Annotated in this window: 14 protein-coding genes; 2 read left to right on the top strand and 12 right to left on the bottom strand. The window is 67.0% G+C overall.

The window, feature by feature from the left end; genetic code table 11:
* From guaA to ndk, 12 genes are all read right to left on the bottom strand, one after another.
* Window positions 1-610 (bottom strand): glutamine-hydrolyzing GMP synthase (gene guaA, locus ACPEH1_RS19525; RefSeq protein WP_423716239.1); only part of this gene is annotated, 610 nt, incomplete at its 3' end.
* Window positions 611-721: 111 nt separating this feature from the next.
* Entirely contained in the window at window positions 722-2179 is a 1458-nt protein-coding gene (gene guaB / locus ACPEH1_RS19530; protein ID WP_136003821.1) for an IMP dehydrogenase, read from the bottom strand.
* 226 nt (window positions 2180-2405) lie between these two features.
* Window positions 2406-3281, bottom strand: coding sequence for a bifunctional methylenetetrahydrofolate dehydrogenase/methenyltetrahydrofolate cyclohydrolase FolD (folD, locus tag ACPEH1_RS19535; RefSeq protein WP_017355614.1), 876 nt, complete (start codon window positions 3279-3281; stop codon window positions 2406-2408).
* Window positions 3282-3419: 138 nt separating this feature from the next.
* Window positions 3420-5246, bottom strand: coding sequence for a monovalent cation:proton antiporter-2 (CPA2) family protein (locus ACPEH1_RS19540; protein WP_017355613.1), 1827 nt, complete (start codon window positions 5244-5246; stop codon window positions 3420-3422).
* A 159-nt stretch (window positions 5247-5405) separates the two neighbouring features.
* Window positions 5406-6545, bottom strand: a complete 1140-nt coding sequence (gene moeB / locus ACPEH1_RS19545; RefSeq protein ID WP_136003819.1) for a molybdopterin-synthase adenylyltransferase MoeB — start codon at window positions 6543-6545, stop codon at window positions 5406-5408.
* 126 nt (window positions 6546-6671) lie between these two features.
* Window positions 6672-8069 carry a ribosome biogenesis GTPase Der gene (gene der / locus ACPEH1_RS19550; RefSeq protein WP_017355611.1) on the bottom strand — a complete coding sequence of 466 codons (1398 nt, stop codon included), beginning with the start codon at window positions 8067-8069 and terminating at the stop codon, window positions 6672-6674.
* Between the two features lie 12 nt (window positions 8070-8081).
* On the bottom strand, window positions 8082-9290 hold the full coding sequence (bamB, locus tag ACPEH1_RS19555; protein ID WP_312710030.1) for an outer membrane protein assembly factor BamB: 1209 nt from the start codon (window positions 9288-9290) through the stop codon (window positions 8082-8084).
* A complete protein-coding gene (locus tag ACPEH1_RS19560) occupies window positions 9290-9928 on the bottom strand; it encodes a YfgM family protein (RefSeq protein WP_423716240.1) in 639 nt (212 codons plus the stop codon). Before ACPEH1_RS19560 ends, bamB begins: the two co-directional genes overlap by 1 nt.
* A 57-nt stretch (window positions 9929-9985) precedes the next feature.
* Window positions 9986-10840: a RodZ domain-containing protein gene (locus tag ACPEH1_RS19565; protein WP_262071315.1), complete on the bottom strand. Its 855-nt coding sequence runs from the start codon at window positions 10838-10840 to the stop codon at window positions 9986-9988.
* A 6-nt stretch (window positions 10841-10846) separates the two neighbouring features.
* Window positions 10847-11644: a type IV pilus biogenesis/stability protein PilW gene (pilW, locus tag ACPEH1_RS19570; protein WP_026070707.1), complete on the bottom strand. Its 798-nt coding sequence runs from the start codon at window positions 11642-11644 to the stop codon at window positions 10847-10849.
* On the bottom strand, window positions 11631-12839 hold the full coding sequence (gene rlmN, locus ACPEH1_RS19575) for a 23S rRNA (adenine(2503)-C(2))-methyltransferase RlmN (protein WP_136003817.1): 1209 nt from the start codon (window positions 12837-12839) through the stop codon (window positions 11631-11633). The genes pilW and rlmN overlap by 14 nt, the downstream gene beginning before the upstream one ends.
* A 10-nt stretch (window positions 12840-12849) precedes the next feature.
* Window positions 12850-13275, bottom strand: coding sequence for a nucleoside-diphosphate kinase (gene ndk / locus ACPEH1_RS19580; protein ID WP_017355605.1), 426 nt, complete (start codon window positions 13273-13275; stop codon window positions 12850-12852).
* A 322-nt stretch (window positions 13276-13597) separates the two neighbouring features.
* On the opposite strand from ndk, the gene ACPEH1_RS19585 reads away from it, so the two are divergent.
* Complete coding sequence (locus tag ACPEH1_RS19585) at window positions 13598-14260, top strand: TetR/AcrR family transcriptional regulator (protein WP_017355604.1); 663 nt, start codon at window positions 13598-13600, stop codon at window positions 14258-14260.
* A 44-nt stretch (window positions 14261-14304) separates the two neighbouring features.
* The coding region (locus ACPEH1_RS19590) for a 3-hydroxyacyl-CoA dehydrogenase family protein (protein WP_423716241.1) at window positions 14305-14783 on the top strand (479 nt) is incomplete at its 3' end.

The raw sequence follows: 14783 nt of genomic DNA on the forward strand, positions 1-14783 counted from the left end.
ACAGGGTCTGGCAGCCGCACACGTCCACCACGAAGCGGCGCAGCAGCGCCTGGCCCTGCAGGGTGTGAGTCACTTCCGGGTGGAACTGCACGCCGTACCAGCGCTTCTCTTCGTTGGCCATCGCGGCCACCGGGATGCGATCGGTCACGGCCGTCACAGTGAAACCCGGGGGCGCAACGGAGACGTGGTCGCCGTGGCTCATCCAGACGTTCAACTTCGGCTCGCCGCCGTGGTCGCTCAGGCCCTTGAACAGCGCGTCGGGGTGCACGACGTTGACTTCGGCATGGCCGAACTCGCGCTGGTCGGCCGCTTCGGTGGCGCCACCGAGCTGCGCGGCGAGGGTCTGCATGCCGTAGCAGATGCCGAAGATCGGCAGGCCACTGTCGAACACTTCCTGCGGTGCGGCGGGCGCGCCCGGCAGCGTGGTCGATTCCGGGCCACCGGACAGGATGATGCCCTTGGCACCGAACGCGGCGATCTCGGCCGGGTTGTGGTCCCACGCCCAGATTTCACAGTACACGCCGAGCTCGCGGATACGGCGCGCGATCAGCTGGGTGTACTGCGCGCCGAAATCGAGGATGAGGATCTTGTCGTTATGGATGTTGGTCATGGCGCCCGGGCAGTGCAGGAGGGAGTACGGAAAACGAAACGGTGGTACCGGCGGCGGATAGAGAAAGAGGAACGGGAATCAGCTTCCTCGTTCCTCTTTGCGCGTACCGCATCAGGCGCGGTAGTTCGGCGGCTCTTTGGTGATCTGCACGTCGTGGACGTGGCTCTCGCGCTGGCCGGCGCCGCTGATCTTGACGAACTTCGGCTTGCTGCGCATGTCTTCGACCGTGCCGCAGCCCACGTAGCCCATCGTGGCACGCAGGCCACCCATCAGCTGGTGGATGATGCCCCCGACCGGACCGCGGTACGGCACGCGGCCTTCGATGCCTTCCGGCACCAGCTTGTCGGCGCTGGAGGCGTCCTGGAAGTAACGGTCCTTGGACCCCTTCTCCATCGCGGCCAGCGAGCCCATGCCGCGGTAGCTCTTGTACGAGCGGCCCTGGAACAGCTCGGTCTCGCCGGGCGATTCCTCGGTACCGGCGAGCAGGCCGCCGATCATGATGGTCGAGGCGCCGGCAGCCAGTGCCTTGCCAATGTCGCCCGAGTAGCGGATGCCGCCATCGGCGATCAGCGGGATGCGGTCCTGCAGCGCTTCGGCGACCAGGTCGATCGCGGTGATCTGCGGCACGCCGACACCGGCGACCACGCGCGTGGTGCAGATCGAGCCCGGGCCGATGCCGACCTTGACCGCGTCAGCGCCGCTGTCCAGCAGCGCCAGCGCGGCTTCGCCGGTGCAGATGTTGCCGCCGACGACCTGTACGTTCGGGAAGTTCTTCTTGACCCAGCGCACGCGGTCCAGCACGCCCTGCGAGTGGCCGTGCGCGGTGTCCACCACCAGCACGTCCACGCCGGCGGCGACCAGCGCTTCGACACGGCGATCGGTATCGCCGCCGACGCCGACCGCGGCACCGACCAGCAGACGGGTCGCGGTGTCCTTGGCGGCGTTGGGGTAGTCGGTGTTCTTCTGGATGTCCTTGACGGTGATCAGCCCGCGCAGGGCGAAATCATCGTTGACCACCAGGATCTTCTCGATGCGGTTGCGGTGCAGCAGCTGCAGCACTTCGTCCGACGCGGCGCCTTCCTTGACCGTGATCAGTCGATCCTTCTTGGTCATGATGTGGCGGACCGGATCGTCCAGCTCGGTCTCGAAGCGCATGTCGCGATGGGTGACGATACCCACCAGCTGGCCACCGCCATCCACCACCGGCACGCCGGAAATGTTGCGCGCCTGGGTCAGCGCCAGCACGTCGCGGATGGTGGTTTCCGGGCCTACGGTGATCGGGTCGCGGATGACGCCGGCCTCGAACTTCTTGACCTGGGCCACTTCGGCGGCCTGCTGTTCGACGGTCAGGTTCTTGTGGATGATCCCCATGCCGCCGAGCTGGGCCATCGCGATGGCGAGGCGGGCTTCGGTGACGGTGTCCATCGCTGCCGAGAGGATCGGGAGCTTCAGCCGCAGGTCGCGGGTCAGCCGCGTTTCGAGGCTGACATCCTTGGGCAGGATCGTGGAGTGTGCGGGGACGAGCGAGACGTCGTCGTAAGTGAGTGCTTCAGCCTGGATGCGCAGCATCGGCATACCCGAGATGTGGGGAAGCGCGACATTTTACCCTGATTCTGGCCCGATGGGCAGGGGGCGGATGCGACGCTGTGTCGCGCCCGCGAACAGCGTTCACGTAGTGCCGGGCGGGTCCGGCCGCCGTTTGCAGGGGCCCCTCAGCCGGGCAGAGCCCGGCTCTACGGGGGCGGGGTTTCGTGCAGCCGGGCAGAGCCCGGCTCTACGGGTGCCGCCGTCCGGATCAGAAGGCTTCTGCCGCCTCGATGGTGTTCTGCATCAGGGTGGCAACGGTCATCGGCCCCACGCCGCCCGGGACCGGGGTGATCCAGCTGGCGCGCTCGGCAGCGGCCTCGAAGCCGACGTCACCGACCAGGCGGCCGTCGTCCAGGCGGTTGATGCCCACGTCGATGACCACTGCGCCCGGCTTGACCCACTCGCCTGGCACGATGCCCGGGCGGCCCACGGCCACCACCAGGATGTCGGCATTGCGCACGGACTGCTCCAGCACGTCCTTGGGAGTGAACTTGTGGCAACTCGTGACGGTGCAGCCGGCGATCAGCAGCTCCAGCCCCATCGGGCGGCCAACGTGGTTGCTGACGCCCACGATGGTGGCGTTGCGGCCGCGCACCGGCTGGTCGGTATGGCCCAGCAGCGTCGTGATGCCCCGCGGGGTGCACGGGCGCAGGCCGAACTCGCGCAGGGCCAGGTGGCCGACGTTTTCCGGGTGGAAACCGTCCACGTCCTTGCGCGGGTCGATGCGGTGGATCAGGCGGCTGGCATCGGGGATGCCCGGCAGCGGCAGCTGCACCAGGATGCCGTGGATCTTCGGATCGGCGTTGAGCTGGTCGATCAGGGTCAGCAGCTGGGCTTCGGTGGTCCCGGCCGGCAGGTCGTAGTCGAACGCCTCGATGCCGACCTTCTCGGCGGCCCGGCGCTTGTTGCGCACGTACACGGTCGAGGCCGGGTCGCCCCCGACCAGCACCACCGCCAGGCCGGGCCGGCTGCCACCGGCGGCCAGGCGCGCGTCCACGCGCACCTTCAGGCTGTCCAGCAGGTCTTCGGCGATGCGGCGTCCGTCCAGGATGCGGGCGGAATGGCGGGGGGCGGAATCGTTCATCGAATGCGGGGGCATGGCGGCGGCGGGGAACGTATTGTCCCTGATTTGCCCGGATCGCGTCGCCCAGCCGCCGGCCGGCTCCGCAACGCCACCGATTGTCCCGGAAGTCGCCCATCGGCCGGCACTACCGATCGCGCGTCATTCCTCTTCGGGTACCTCGTCCGCATTGAGGGTGCGTGCCTTGCGCCTGGGCGCGGTGAACGGGGTCGGCGTGGGCACGCCGGGCAGCGCGGTACCGAACACCATGTGCGCGCCGGCGCGCAGGTCGCCACCGGCCATCTCCAGCTCGAAACGCTCGGCGTCGCGCTGACGGATCTGCTCGGCGATGTCGCGCGCGTCATCTTCCTCCGCGCCCAGCTCGACCAGCGCGGCCTGGCCGAACAGCAGCGCCGATTCGAAGGTCTCACGGATCTGGAAGTCCACGCCGGCATGGATCAGCCGCAGCGAATGCTCACGGTCAAACGACCGCACCAGCAGCTTGGCCTGCGGGAACTGGTGGGCCACCAGCTCGACGATGCGGTCCGCGTCCTGCGCACTGTTCACGCACACCGCAATGGCACGCGCGGTGGCCGCGCCGGAGGCGTGCAGCACATCCAGGCGGGTGCCGTCGCCGTAGTAGATTTTGAAGCCGAAGCGCTCTGCGTTGTGGATCATGTCCACATCGTTGTCGATGATGGTCACGTCCACGTCGCGCGCCAGCAGCGACTGGCTGGCCACCTGGCCGAAGCGGCCAAAGCCGATCAGCAGCACGCTGCCGGACAGGCCGTCGGCCGCTTCCACGCCGTCCAGCGACACCGCACGGGCCGGCATCAGCGTGTCGTGCAGCAGCACGAACAACGGGGTGAGCGCCATCGACAGCACCACGATCGCGGTGAGGTTGGCGTTGACCTCCACGCCGATCACGCCGGCAGCCGCGGCGGCCGAGAACAGCACGAACGCGAACTCGCCGCCCTGCGCCATCACCACGCCACGATCCAGCGCCTGGTGGTGGTCGCTGCCCAGGATGCGCGCCACGGTGTAGATGCACACTGCCTTGGCCAGCATCAAGGCGAGCACGCCGGAGAGGATCAGCGGCCAGTTGTTGGCCACCACGGTCAGGTCCAGCGCCATGCCCACGCTGAGGAAGAACAGGCCCAGCAGAATGCCGCGGAACGGCTCGATGTCCGCCTCGATCTGATGACGGAAAGTGGATTCGCTGAGCAGCACGCCGGCCAGGAACGCGCCCATCGCCATCGACAATCCGCCCAGCTGCATCAGCAGCGCGGCGCCCAGCACCACCAGCAATGCGGCGGCGGTCATGACTTCGCGCGCCTTGGCGGCGGCCAGGATGCGGAACAGCGGATTGAGCAGGAACCGCCCTACCAGCACCAGGCCAACGATGGCACCGGCAGCGATGCCGACGCTGACCCAGCGCGACGCACCGCCCACCTCGGCATGCACCGGCGCCATCAAGGCGACCACGGCCAGCAACGGCACGATCAGCAGGTCTTCGAACAGCAGGATCGACACGATCTTCTGGCCCGACGGCAGCGCGATGTCTCCACGTTCGGCCAGCAACTGCATCACCACCGCGGTGGAGGTCAGCACGAAGCCGGCTGCACCGATGAACGCCACCGGCAGCGGGAAGCCGAACAGCATGCAGACCCCAGTGAGCACCGCGCCGCAGACCACGATCTGCAGGGTGCCCAAGCCGAAGATTTCCTTGCGCAGACTCCACAGGTGCGACGGCCGCATTTCCAGGCCGATCACGAACAGGAACATCACCACGCCCAGTTCGGCGGTATGCAGGATCGCCTGCGGATCGGAGAACCAGCCAAACCCGAACGGACCGATCGCCAGACCGGCGGCGAAGTACCCCAGCACCGAACCCAGCCCGAGCCGGCGGAACAGCGGCACCATCACCACCGCCGCGCCAAGCAGCGCGACCACTTTTACCAGCTCACTGGCCCCTGCTTCCACCGCCATGCGGATGTTCCCCGGACTACCTAGATGCCCCCACGATAGGGCAAAGCGTTTGCACGCAATAGCGCGCGGGGTGCGTTGATTTGTACTAAAAACAGAACAATGCCCCGCATGGATGGCAGGATCATCCTATCGACAGCGCTGCCGGCGATTGACCAGCCTTCAGACGCTGCTGCAGAACGCGGCGTAATCGATGTACCCGGGAAACGCACGGCCCGGCGCGCACAGCGGGCAGTCGGGGTCCGGTGGCAGCCGTGTTTCGCGGAAGCGCATCGCCAACGCGTCGAACGACAGCAGCCGGCCGACCAGGGAGTCGCCGATGCCCAGCAGGAGCTTCAGGACCTCGGTGGCCTGCAGCAGCCCGACCATGCCCGGCAGCACCCCGAGCACGCCGGCCTCGGCGCAGTTCGGCGCAGAACCGGGCGGCGGCGGCTCCGGGAACAGGCAGCGATAGCACGGTGCGACGCCCCGCTGGCGGCCCGCGTCGAACACGCTGACCTGGCCGGTGAAGCGCTCCACCGCGCCGTAGACCAGCGGGATGCCGTGGCGGATGCAGGCATCGTTGAGCAGATAGCGCAGCGGGAAATTGTCCGAACCGTCCAGCACCACGTCCACCCCGTCGAGCAGCGCATCAACTGTGGCGGACGTCACCCGCAGCTGTACCGCGTCCACGTCGAGATGGGGGTTGAGCGCCAGCAGCCGTTCGCGCGCGGACAGCACCTTGGGCGTGCCGACGCTGGCATCGGTATGCAGAATCTGCCGGTGCAGGTTGCTGCGCTCGACCACGTCGTCATCGGCGATGCGCAGGTGCCCAACCCCGGCGGCGGCCAGGTAGAAACTGGCCGGCGCGCCCAGCCCTCCGGCCCCAAGCACCAGCACGCGCGACGCCAGCAGCCTGCGCTGCCCGTCGACTCCCACCTGCGGCAACAGAAGGTGGCGCGAATAGCGCTCGTTGAAATCGCGCTCGGCATCGCTCTGCAGCGGTTGCACCAGCGGCAGGCCGTCGGCACGCCAGGCGGCGGTGCCGCCGTGCACGGAGGCGATACGGGTATAGCCGAGACCAGCCAGGGTGGTGGCGAGGTCCAGGGAGCGCCTGCCGCTTTGGCAGATCAGCACGACCTCGCGGTCCAGTACCGGCAGGTGCGTGGCCGGTGCGCGCTGAAGGTCGCCCCGGGCGATGCCAAGCGCGCCTTCGGCCATGCCGGTGGCGCGCTCATGCGCGTCGCGGACGTCGATCAGCAGTGCGCCGTGGGTGAGGCGTTCGCGGGCCTGGGCGGGGGTGATCTCGGGGACAGTGCTCATCTGTGCATTATCGCGCAGACCTCCCGGTGCAGTCGGGTCCTGCCGCGCCGTGCGCGGTTTGCCGGCCAGCGGCCCGCCCCAACCCTGGAATGCGGAAGAGCCGGCTTGCGCCGGCTCTTCATTGCATCACTTGCCTTTGACGTGCTTGATCAGGCGACGCTTGCGCTTGATCTGACGTTCGGTGAGCACGTTCTTCTTGCCTTCGTAGGGGTTTGTCCCCTCGCGGAAGATGAACTGCACCGGGGTACCGACAAGTTTGAAGCGCTTCCGGAAGAAGTTCTCCAGGTAGCGCTTGTACGACTCCGGCAGATCCTTCAGGCGCGTACCGTGCACGATGAAGGTCGGCGGATTGGAGCCGCCCGGATGCACGTAGCGCAGCTTGGACACGTGGCCGCGGATGGCCGGCGGCGGGTTGGTCTCGTAGGCCATCTCCAGCGCCTTGTTGACCTCACTGGTGCTGAACTCGTGCGTGGCCGACGCATGGGCGGCATGGATGCAACGGAACAGCTCGCGCAGTCCCGAGCCATGCTTGGCCGAGATGCGCACCACTTCGGCCCACGGCACGAAGCCCAGCTTGCGCGACACCAGCGCTTCGGCCTGCTCGCGCTGGTAGTCGGTCAGCCCGTCCCACTTGTTGATCGCCACGACCAGGGCGCGGCCGGCATCAAGCACCGCACCCAGGACGCTGGCGTCCTGGTCGGTCACGCCTTCGGCGGCGTCCAGCATCAGCACGGCCACCTGGCACTGCTCGATCGCCTGCAGCGTCTTGATCACGCTGAATTTTTCCACCACCTCTTCCACGCGCGCCTTGCGGCGCAGGCCAGCGGTGTCGATCAGACGGTACTCGCGACCATCGCGCTCCATGTCCACCGCGATCGAATCGCGGGTGGTCCCGGGCACTTCGGAGGCGATCATGCGCTCCTCGCCCAGCAGGCGATTGACCAGCGTCGACTTGCCCACGTTCGGACGGCCGACGAAGGCAATGCGGATGCGGTTCGGGTCGTTGTCCAGCGTTTCGGTGGTGCCTTCCTCCGGCAGCCGCTCGACGACTTCATCGAGCAGATCGTCCAGGCCCTGGCGATGCGCAGCCGACACGGTCAGCATCTCGCTGAAGCCGTAGCGGGCGAACTCCGAACGCACCGTGTCCTCATGCGTACCGTCGATCTTGTTGATCAGCAGCAGCGTCGGACGCGACAGTTTGCGCAGCCAGGACAGGATCTCGTCATCCAGGGCGGATGCGCCTTCACGGGCATCGACCACGAACAGGATCAGGTCCGCCTCGGCGGCGGCGGCGCGGGCCTGGCGGGCGGTAGCACCGGCCAGACCTTCTTCTTCACCGGCGATACCACCGGTATCGACCACCAGGAACGGGTGGTCTTCATTCAGACGACAAACACCGTAATTACGGTCCCGGGTCACGCCGGGCTGGTCATGGACCAGCGCATCGCGCGTACGGGTGAACGCATTGAACAGCGTGGACTTGCCGACATTCGGCCGTCCAACCAGGGCGACCAAGGGCAGCATCGCGGTAACTCCTTATTGTGCCAACCGGAATGCGGTCAGCTTTCCATCAACGTTCTGCACCAGCAGAATCCCATCGGCAGCTACCGGCTGCGCCAGCAAGGCGTCGCCGCCACTCTTGGCGCGCGCCGCGAACTCACCATTGTCGGTACGCAGCCAGTGCAGGTACCCCTTGTAGTCACCGACCACAACGTAATCCCCCTGCACGACCGGACCGGTCAGCGAGCGACGGGCCAGGCCGGTCTGCGACCACATGGCCGAGCCGCTGGCCTTGTCCAAGCCGAACACGCCGCCCTTGTTGTCCGAGACGAATACATTGCCCGAGGTCACCGCCAGCCCACCCGCGCCGCCGTGATCGCGCGACCACAGCGGACGGCCGGTCGGGCCTTCGATCGCCATCGTCTGGTTCTTGAAGCTGTTCACGAACAGGGTGTTGCCATCCAGCACCGGCGCGCCATCGACGTCGGCCATGCGCTCCAGCTCGGTGCGGCCTTCCGGGGTACCCACCATCTGGTCCCACACGGTGCGGCCGTCCTGCATGGCCAATGCCGCCACGCTGCCATCGTCGTTGCCGATGAACAGCACGCCCGGACCGGTCACCACCGGCGCGTTGCCGCGCACGGTCAGTGCCGGCAGCTCGCGCGGGTTGAACCAGCGCTGGGTACCGTTGCCGGCATCCAGGGCGGTCACGCGGCCATCGTTGCTGCGCACAAACACCATGCCCTGGCCCACGGCCGGCGCGGAAATCACTTCACCCGGCACCTTGGCGCGCCACTTCTCGCTGCCATCGTTGGCGTCCAGCGCGATCACCTGGCCGTCCAGCGTGCCGATCACCACCAGGCCTTCGCCGACACCCGGGCCGCCAGACAGGCGCAGCTTGGGCTTCTTCTTTTCCTTGGCCGGCTCGTAGGTCCAGACCTTCTTGCCGGTCTGCAGATCGATCGCATGCACGCCACCGGAAATGGCGGCCGCGTAGACCCGACCATCGGCAACTGCCGGGCCCTGGCGGACGCCGATGCGCTTCTCGCCCTTGCCCACGTTGACCGACCACAGCTTGTCGACCTTGACGGTCGGCTCGAACTTCACCAGTTCCGCCGGTTCCAGCGCCTTCTTGGCCGCCGCGTCCTTGCCGGCGAACCAGCCCTTGACGGTGGAGCAGCCCGACAGGGCCACACCCAGCAGGACTACCGTGGCAACGCGCTTGATCATGACCATCTGGTTCATTACACCGACTCCGCAGGATCGGTGACGGTGCCACCGGCATCCATCACTTTGGTTTCCAGCAGACGCCGCTGCGGCGCTGCCACGTCCAGCGTCTTGAGCGCCTTCTCATACTGTTCGCGGGCCGCATCACGCTTGCCCTGCACCATCAACGCGTCACCGTGGATCTCCAGGCTGGCGCTGTCGGCTGCGCTGCCCAGCAGCTTGATCGCTTCATCGCTTTTGCCGGTTGACACCAGCAGGCGCGCGACGCGCTGGTCGATCACCGGCTTGAACTCGGCGTCGGCGCTGATCGCGCGGAGGGTCGCCAGGGCGGCCTCGTCCTTGCCCGCATCCACCTGCGCCTTGGCCAGCTGCAACGCCGCCAGGTCGGCATAGATATTGGCCTTGCCGCCTTCAAGCGTCTTCACGCCCTTGGCCGCCTCGTCCAGATTCTTTTCTTCCAGGCTCTTGAGCACGGCCTGGTAAGCGACGTTGGCATCGGCCAGCGAGTTGCTGTGCCGGGCCTGCCATTCGTTCCAGCCCCAGATGCCGGCGATCGCAATGGCGACACCGGCCAGGATGCTGAGACCATTCTTCCGCAGCCAGCTGCGGACGCGTTCACTTTGTTCGTGCTCGTCGAGCAGATCGTCGATCGCCATGCGTACTCTCGCCCCGCCCGTCAGGAGGAGCTGGTTGAATTGGATTGGGAACGCGACTCAGTGTGAAACCGGAGCCACGGAGCCGTCAGAGGATACCGTAAAGCGTGCCACGTTGGCTCGCTGGTACGGCGAAAGGTCGACGATAGTGCCGCCCTGCTGAACCTCGACCGCCGACGCGTTGCCCAGCACCATGCGGGCCACCTGGCCCGGCGTGAAGCTGCGGGTTTCGCCGGACTTCACCAGCGCCTTCTCGACGGTAGTGCCATCGGGAGCGGCGATATCGACCCAGCTGTCGCCCTTGAACTGCAGGGTCAACGCGCCGGCCGGCGCGGCCGTACTGGCCGGACGCGGCACGGGGGTCAGCGACGCCAGATACGGGGCCGCCGGCTTGGGCGGTTCCGAGCTGACCGGGGCAGGCGCGGCGGGCGGCGTGTCGCCCCCTGCCACGGGAACCGCTGCCGGAATGACATCCAGCGAGGCGGTATTGGGGGTGTTGGCGGTCCCGTCGAAATGGCCGCGGGTGGCAAACCACACCGGCACGGCAAGCACGGCGGTGATGCCGACATAGAGCGCCCGGCGACCGAGGCTCTCGGCGATCCGGCGCGCCCGCGGGGTATGCGTGTGGCTGACCAGCTGCGGCGGCACCACCGGCCCGATATGGGCCTGCTCGAGCAGGTCGTTGATGTCGACCTTGAGCAGACGGGCGTAGCTGCGCAGCTGGCCACGGACGAACACCGGCGCGCCCAGGCGCTGCCATTGCTCCTCTTCGAGCGACCGCACCACCTGCACCGGCATGCGCAGTTGCTGACCCACCGATTCGAGCGTCAGTCCGGCCGCTTCGCGCGCCTGGCGGAGTCGAGCTCCGGACCCGGTCACAGTGTCGAAAGCGTTCACAGTCTGGTCATCAATCACAATGCTTCAACCCCGGGGATTAGGAGCCGCATCCTGCGGAAATTCGTTGCGAATTCGCTGCAGATAGCGACTGGATGCCGCGTTGTCGCCAAGCTGCACCTCGATTTGTGAGGCAAGTTGTAACACGGAACGTGTGGCCGGTGCAGCCGCAAGACGCCGTTGCGAGAAGGCCCGGGCCTCGAAAAAACGCCCGCGGGCGAACTCGCTGCGGGCCATCGACTCCAGCGCATAGGCATTGGTCGGTTCCAGCTGTACCGCGGCGCGGAGGTCACGCTCGGCGCGCTCGGGCTGCCCGGCATCCAGTGCGCACCCCCCGGCATTGGCCAGGGCCGACGCCGGCGTGGCGTACCCGGGGGCGGCCAGGGCTCGATCGAACCACTCCAGGGCGGCGGCGGGCTGGCCGTGGGTGCACAGCCAGGCACCATAGTTGTTCAGGACGTCGCCACGGCTGGGCGCCACGTCGGCGGCCTTGCGGTAGTGGCTGCCCGCAGCGACGTCATCGCCCCGGCTGCTGGCGATCTGGGCGAGCAGCATGTACGCCTCGGGACGCGACGGGTCGATCTTCACTGCCGCCCGGGCCTTCTTGTCGGCCACATCCAGGCCGCCGGCGCGCAGCGCCTCGGAGGCCAGAACGACCTGATCCTGGTAGCCGACCCGCTTGCGGGTGGCGGGGTCGTCGCGGACTTCATAGACCGGCGCGACGGGCAACTGCCCGGCCGGGTGTCGGGCGCCATGTCTGCCGCAGCCGGCCAATGCCAGCGCGCAGAGAACAACGGCTGGCAATCGGCAATCAGGCAGCGGCATCCCGGTCTTTCCCGTCCTGCAGCAATGTCTTGTTGAATTCCGCCTGGCGGCGCGTGCGATCCATCACCTGCCCCTTGAGCTGGCCACAGGCGGCATCGATGTCGTCGCCGCGGGTGCGCCGGACCATCGTCAGTACCTGGGCGTCGAGCAGGATCTTCTGGAACGCGCGGATCTCCGTCTCCCCGGAGCGCTCGTAGCGGGTACCCGGGAACGGATTGAACGGAATCAGATTGACCTTGCCAGCGTGCGAGGTCTGCACGGCATTGTCGAACTGCCGCATCAGCCGCGCCAGCTGACGCGCATGCTCGGGCTGGTCGTTGATGCCCTTCATCAGGGTGTATTCGAACGTCACCGACTCACGGCGCTTGTTGGCGCGCAGATAACGCGCACAGGACGCCATCAGGTCGACGATCGGGTACTTCTTGTTGAGCGGAACCAGCGTCTCGCGCAGCGCATCGTTCGGCGCATGCAGCGACACCGCCAGCGACACATCGCTTTCGGCCGACAGGCGGTCGATCTGCGGCACCAGGCCGGAGGTCGACAGGGTCACGCGCTTGTTGGCCAGGCCATAGCCCAGATCGTCGCGCATCACGCTCATGGCGCGCACGACGTTGTCGAAATTCATCAACGGCTCGCCCATGCCCATCATCACCACATTGGTGAGACGACGCTGCTTGTGCGGAATGTTGCCCAGATGGCGCGCCGCCACCCACACCTGGCCGATGATCTCGGCGGTGGACAGGTTGCGGTTGAAGCCCTGGGTGGCCGTCGAACAGAAGGTGCAGTTCAGCGCGCAGCCAACCTGCGAAGACACGCACAGCGTGCCGCGGTTCTTGTCCGGGATGTACACCGCTTCGATGGCGTTCTTGCCATCGGTGCCCATCGCCAGCAGCCACTTGTGGGTGCCATCGGCGGAGGGCTTGTCGAACACGATGTTGGGAACGCGGACCTCGGCATGCTGCTGCAGCTTGGCGCGCAGCGCCTTGCCAAGGTCGGTCATCTGATCGAAATCGGTGACGTAGTGGTGGTGGATCCACTTCATCACCTGGTGGGCACGGTAGCGCGCTTCGCCGAGGGTCTCGGCGAAGAAGCGCTCCAGACCCTCGCGATCGAGGTCGAGCAGGTTCTGCTTGGCCACAGCCGGACCCGGGACGAGTACGGATGGGATGGCGGTAGGCTGTACGACCTCGTTCACGGCATCACTCTCAGCGCGAAACGACGTCGGTCGCGGCGAAGAAGTAGGCGATTTCGATCGCGGCGTTCTCGACCGAGTCCGAGCCGTGGGCGGCATTGGCATCGATGGATTCGGCGAAGTCGGCGCGGATGGTGCCTGCAGCGGCTTCCTTCGGATTGGTGGCGCCCAGCAGGTCGCGATGGGCCAGCACGGCGTTCTCGCCTTCCAGCGCCTGGATCATCACCGGGCCGGAGATCATGAACTCGACCAGCGCGTTGAAGAACGGACGCTCGCGGTGCACGGCGTAGAAGCCTTCGGCTTCGCGGCGCGACAGCTGCTTGTACTTGGCAGCCACGACCTTGAGCCCGGCCTTTTCGAAGCGGGCGTAGATTTCACCGATGACGTTCTTGGCGACGGCGTCCGGCTTGATGATGGAAAGGGTGCGCTCCAGCGCCATGGGAAGTACTCCGTTGGGCGGGCCACTGATCGGCCCGAGTTTAGCATGAAAAAAACCCGCGTCAAAACGCGGGCTTAGCCTGATATACGTGAGGCGATTCTAACGTGTAACCCGGCGCCGCGGTAGTGCCGGGCCCCGCCCCGCCCCCCCTTGAACCACAGGCCGGCCCGTCGCGTTCAGCGTGATGGAAAGGCAAAGGCGTCGCCGGACAGGGGGTTGACCGGGATGAACGGATGCCCACCCCCATTGTGCGTCGCACAATGCCAGCGTGCGGCCATCGGTCTAGTATCAAACAATCGTTTGATTGAACCTGCCCCGCCTCATGGCCAAACCCGCTCACTTCTCCACCAAGGACCGCATTCTCGGCGCCGCCGAGGAGCTGTTCGCCCAGCACGGTTTTGCCGGCACCTCGCTGCGCCAGGTCACCAGCCAGGCCGACGTCAACATCGCCGCGGTCAACTACCACTTCGGCTCCAAGGAAAACCTCGTCAACGAGGTGTTCCGGCGTCGCATGGATGAAATGACCGCCGCCCGCCTGGCGCAGCTGGAGGCGGCCCGTCGCGAGTCCCCCGGTGAACTGCGCCCGGTGCTGGCCGCCTTTGTCGAACCGGCCCTGGCAATGGCCCAGGACCGCCAGACCGGCGGCGCGTTCGTCCGCGTGATCGCCCGGGCCTACGCCGAGAAGAACGACAACCTGCGCAAGTTCCTCTCCGACCACTACGGCCACGTCCTGCGCGACTTCGGCAAGGCGATTGCCGCCTGCGTCCCCGGCCTGAGCAAGGAAGAGCTCTACTGGCGCCTGGACTTCCTGGCCGGGTCGCTGACCTACGCGATGGCCGACTTCGGCCTGATCAAGCGACCCGCCGGTGTCACCGAAGCCGCGCATCGTGCCCATGCGGCACGCGAACTGATCCACTTCGCCGAAGCCGGGTTCCGCGCCAGCGCAACCCGCGATGCTTCGACGACGCCTCTTTCCACCCCGTAGCGCCGGGCGCTCCCCGGCTGCCAGACCAACAAAGGCATAACGACATGTCCAATTCCCTGCTAGTCCGCCGCGCCGCCGTGTTGGGTGCCGGTGTCATGGGTGCCCAGATCGCGGCCCACCTGACCAACGCCGGCGTCGATACCGTGCTCTTCGACCTGCCTGCCAAGGAAGGTCCGGCCGACGGCATCGTGCTCAAGGCCATCGGCAACCTGGGCAAGCTCAGCCCTGCCCCGCTCGCCAGCAAGTCCTACGCCGAGGCGATCACCCCGGCCAACTACGAGACCGGGCTGGAGCAGCTGAAAGACTGCGACCTGATCATCGAGGCCATCGCCGAGCGGATGGACTGGAAGCAGGATCTGTACAGGAAGATCGCTCCGTTCGTGGCCGATCACGCCGTGCTGGCCTCCAACACCTCCGGCCTGGGCATCAACAAGCTCGCCGATGTGCTGCCCGAGCAGCTGCGTCACCGCTTCTGCGGCGTGCATTTCTTCAACCCGCCGCGCTACATGCACCTGGCCGAGCT

Origin of the sequence: Stenotrophomonas sp. NPDC077421, assembly GCF_049545505.1 — a bacterium.
In the GTDB taxonomy this organism is placed as follows: Bacteria; Pseudomonadota; Gammaproteobacteria; order Xanthomonadales; family Xanthomonadaceae; genus Stenotrophomonas; species Stenotrophomonas nematodicola.

Coding starts and splice junctions, on each gene's coding strand:
- ACPEH1_RS19585 (WP_017355604.1), top strand. CDS start 13,598: ATGGCCAAACCCGCTCACTTCTCCACCAAGGACCGCATTCTCGGCGCC.
- ndk (WP_017355605.1), bottom strand. CDS start 13,275: ATGGCGCTGGAGCGCACCCTTTCCATCATCAAGCCGGACGCCGTCGCC.
- pilW (WP_026070707.1), bottom strand. CDS start 11,644: ATGCCGCTGCCTGATTGCCGATTGCCAGCCGTTGTTCTCTGCGCGCTG.
- moeB (WP_136003819.1), bottom strand. CDS start 6,545: ATGAGCACTGTCCCCGAGATCACCCCCGCCCAGGCCCGCGAACGCCTC.
- guaB (WP_136003821.1), bottom strand. CDS start 2,179: ATGCTGCGCATCCAGGCTGAAGCACTCACTTACGACGACGTCTCGCTC.
- der (WP_017355611.1), bottom strand. CDS start 8,069: ATGCTGCCCTTGGTCGCCCTGGTTGGACGGCCGAATGTCGGCAAGTCC.
- ACPEH1_RS19540 (WP_017355613.1), bottom strand. CDS start 5,246: ATGGCGGTGGAAGCAGGGGCCAGTGAGCTGGTAAAAGTGGTCGCGCTG.
- ACPEH1_RS19560 (WP_423716240.1), bottom strand. CDS start 9,928: ATGGCGATCGACGATCTGCTCGACGAGCACGAACAAAGTGAACGCGTC.
- bamB (WP_312710030.1), bottom strand. CDS start 9,290: ATGAACCAGATGGTCATGATCAAGCGCGTTGCCACGGTAGTCCTGCTG.
- folD (WP_017355614.1), bottom strand. CDS start 3,281: ATGAACGATTCCGCCCCCCGCCATTCCGCCCGCATCCTGGACGGACGC.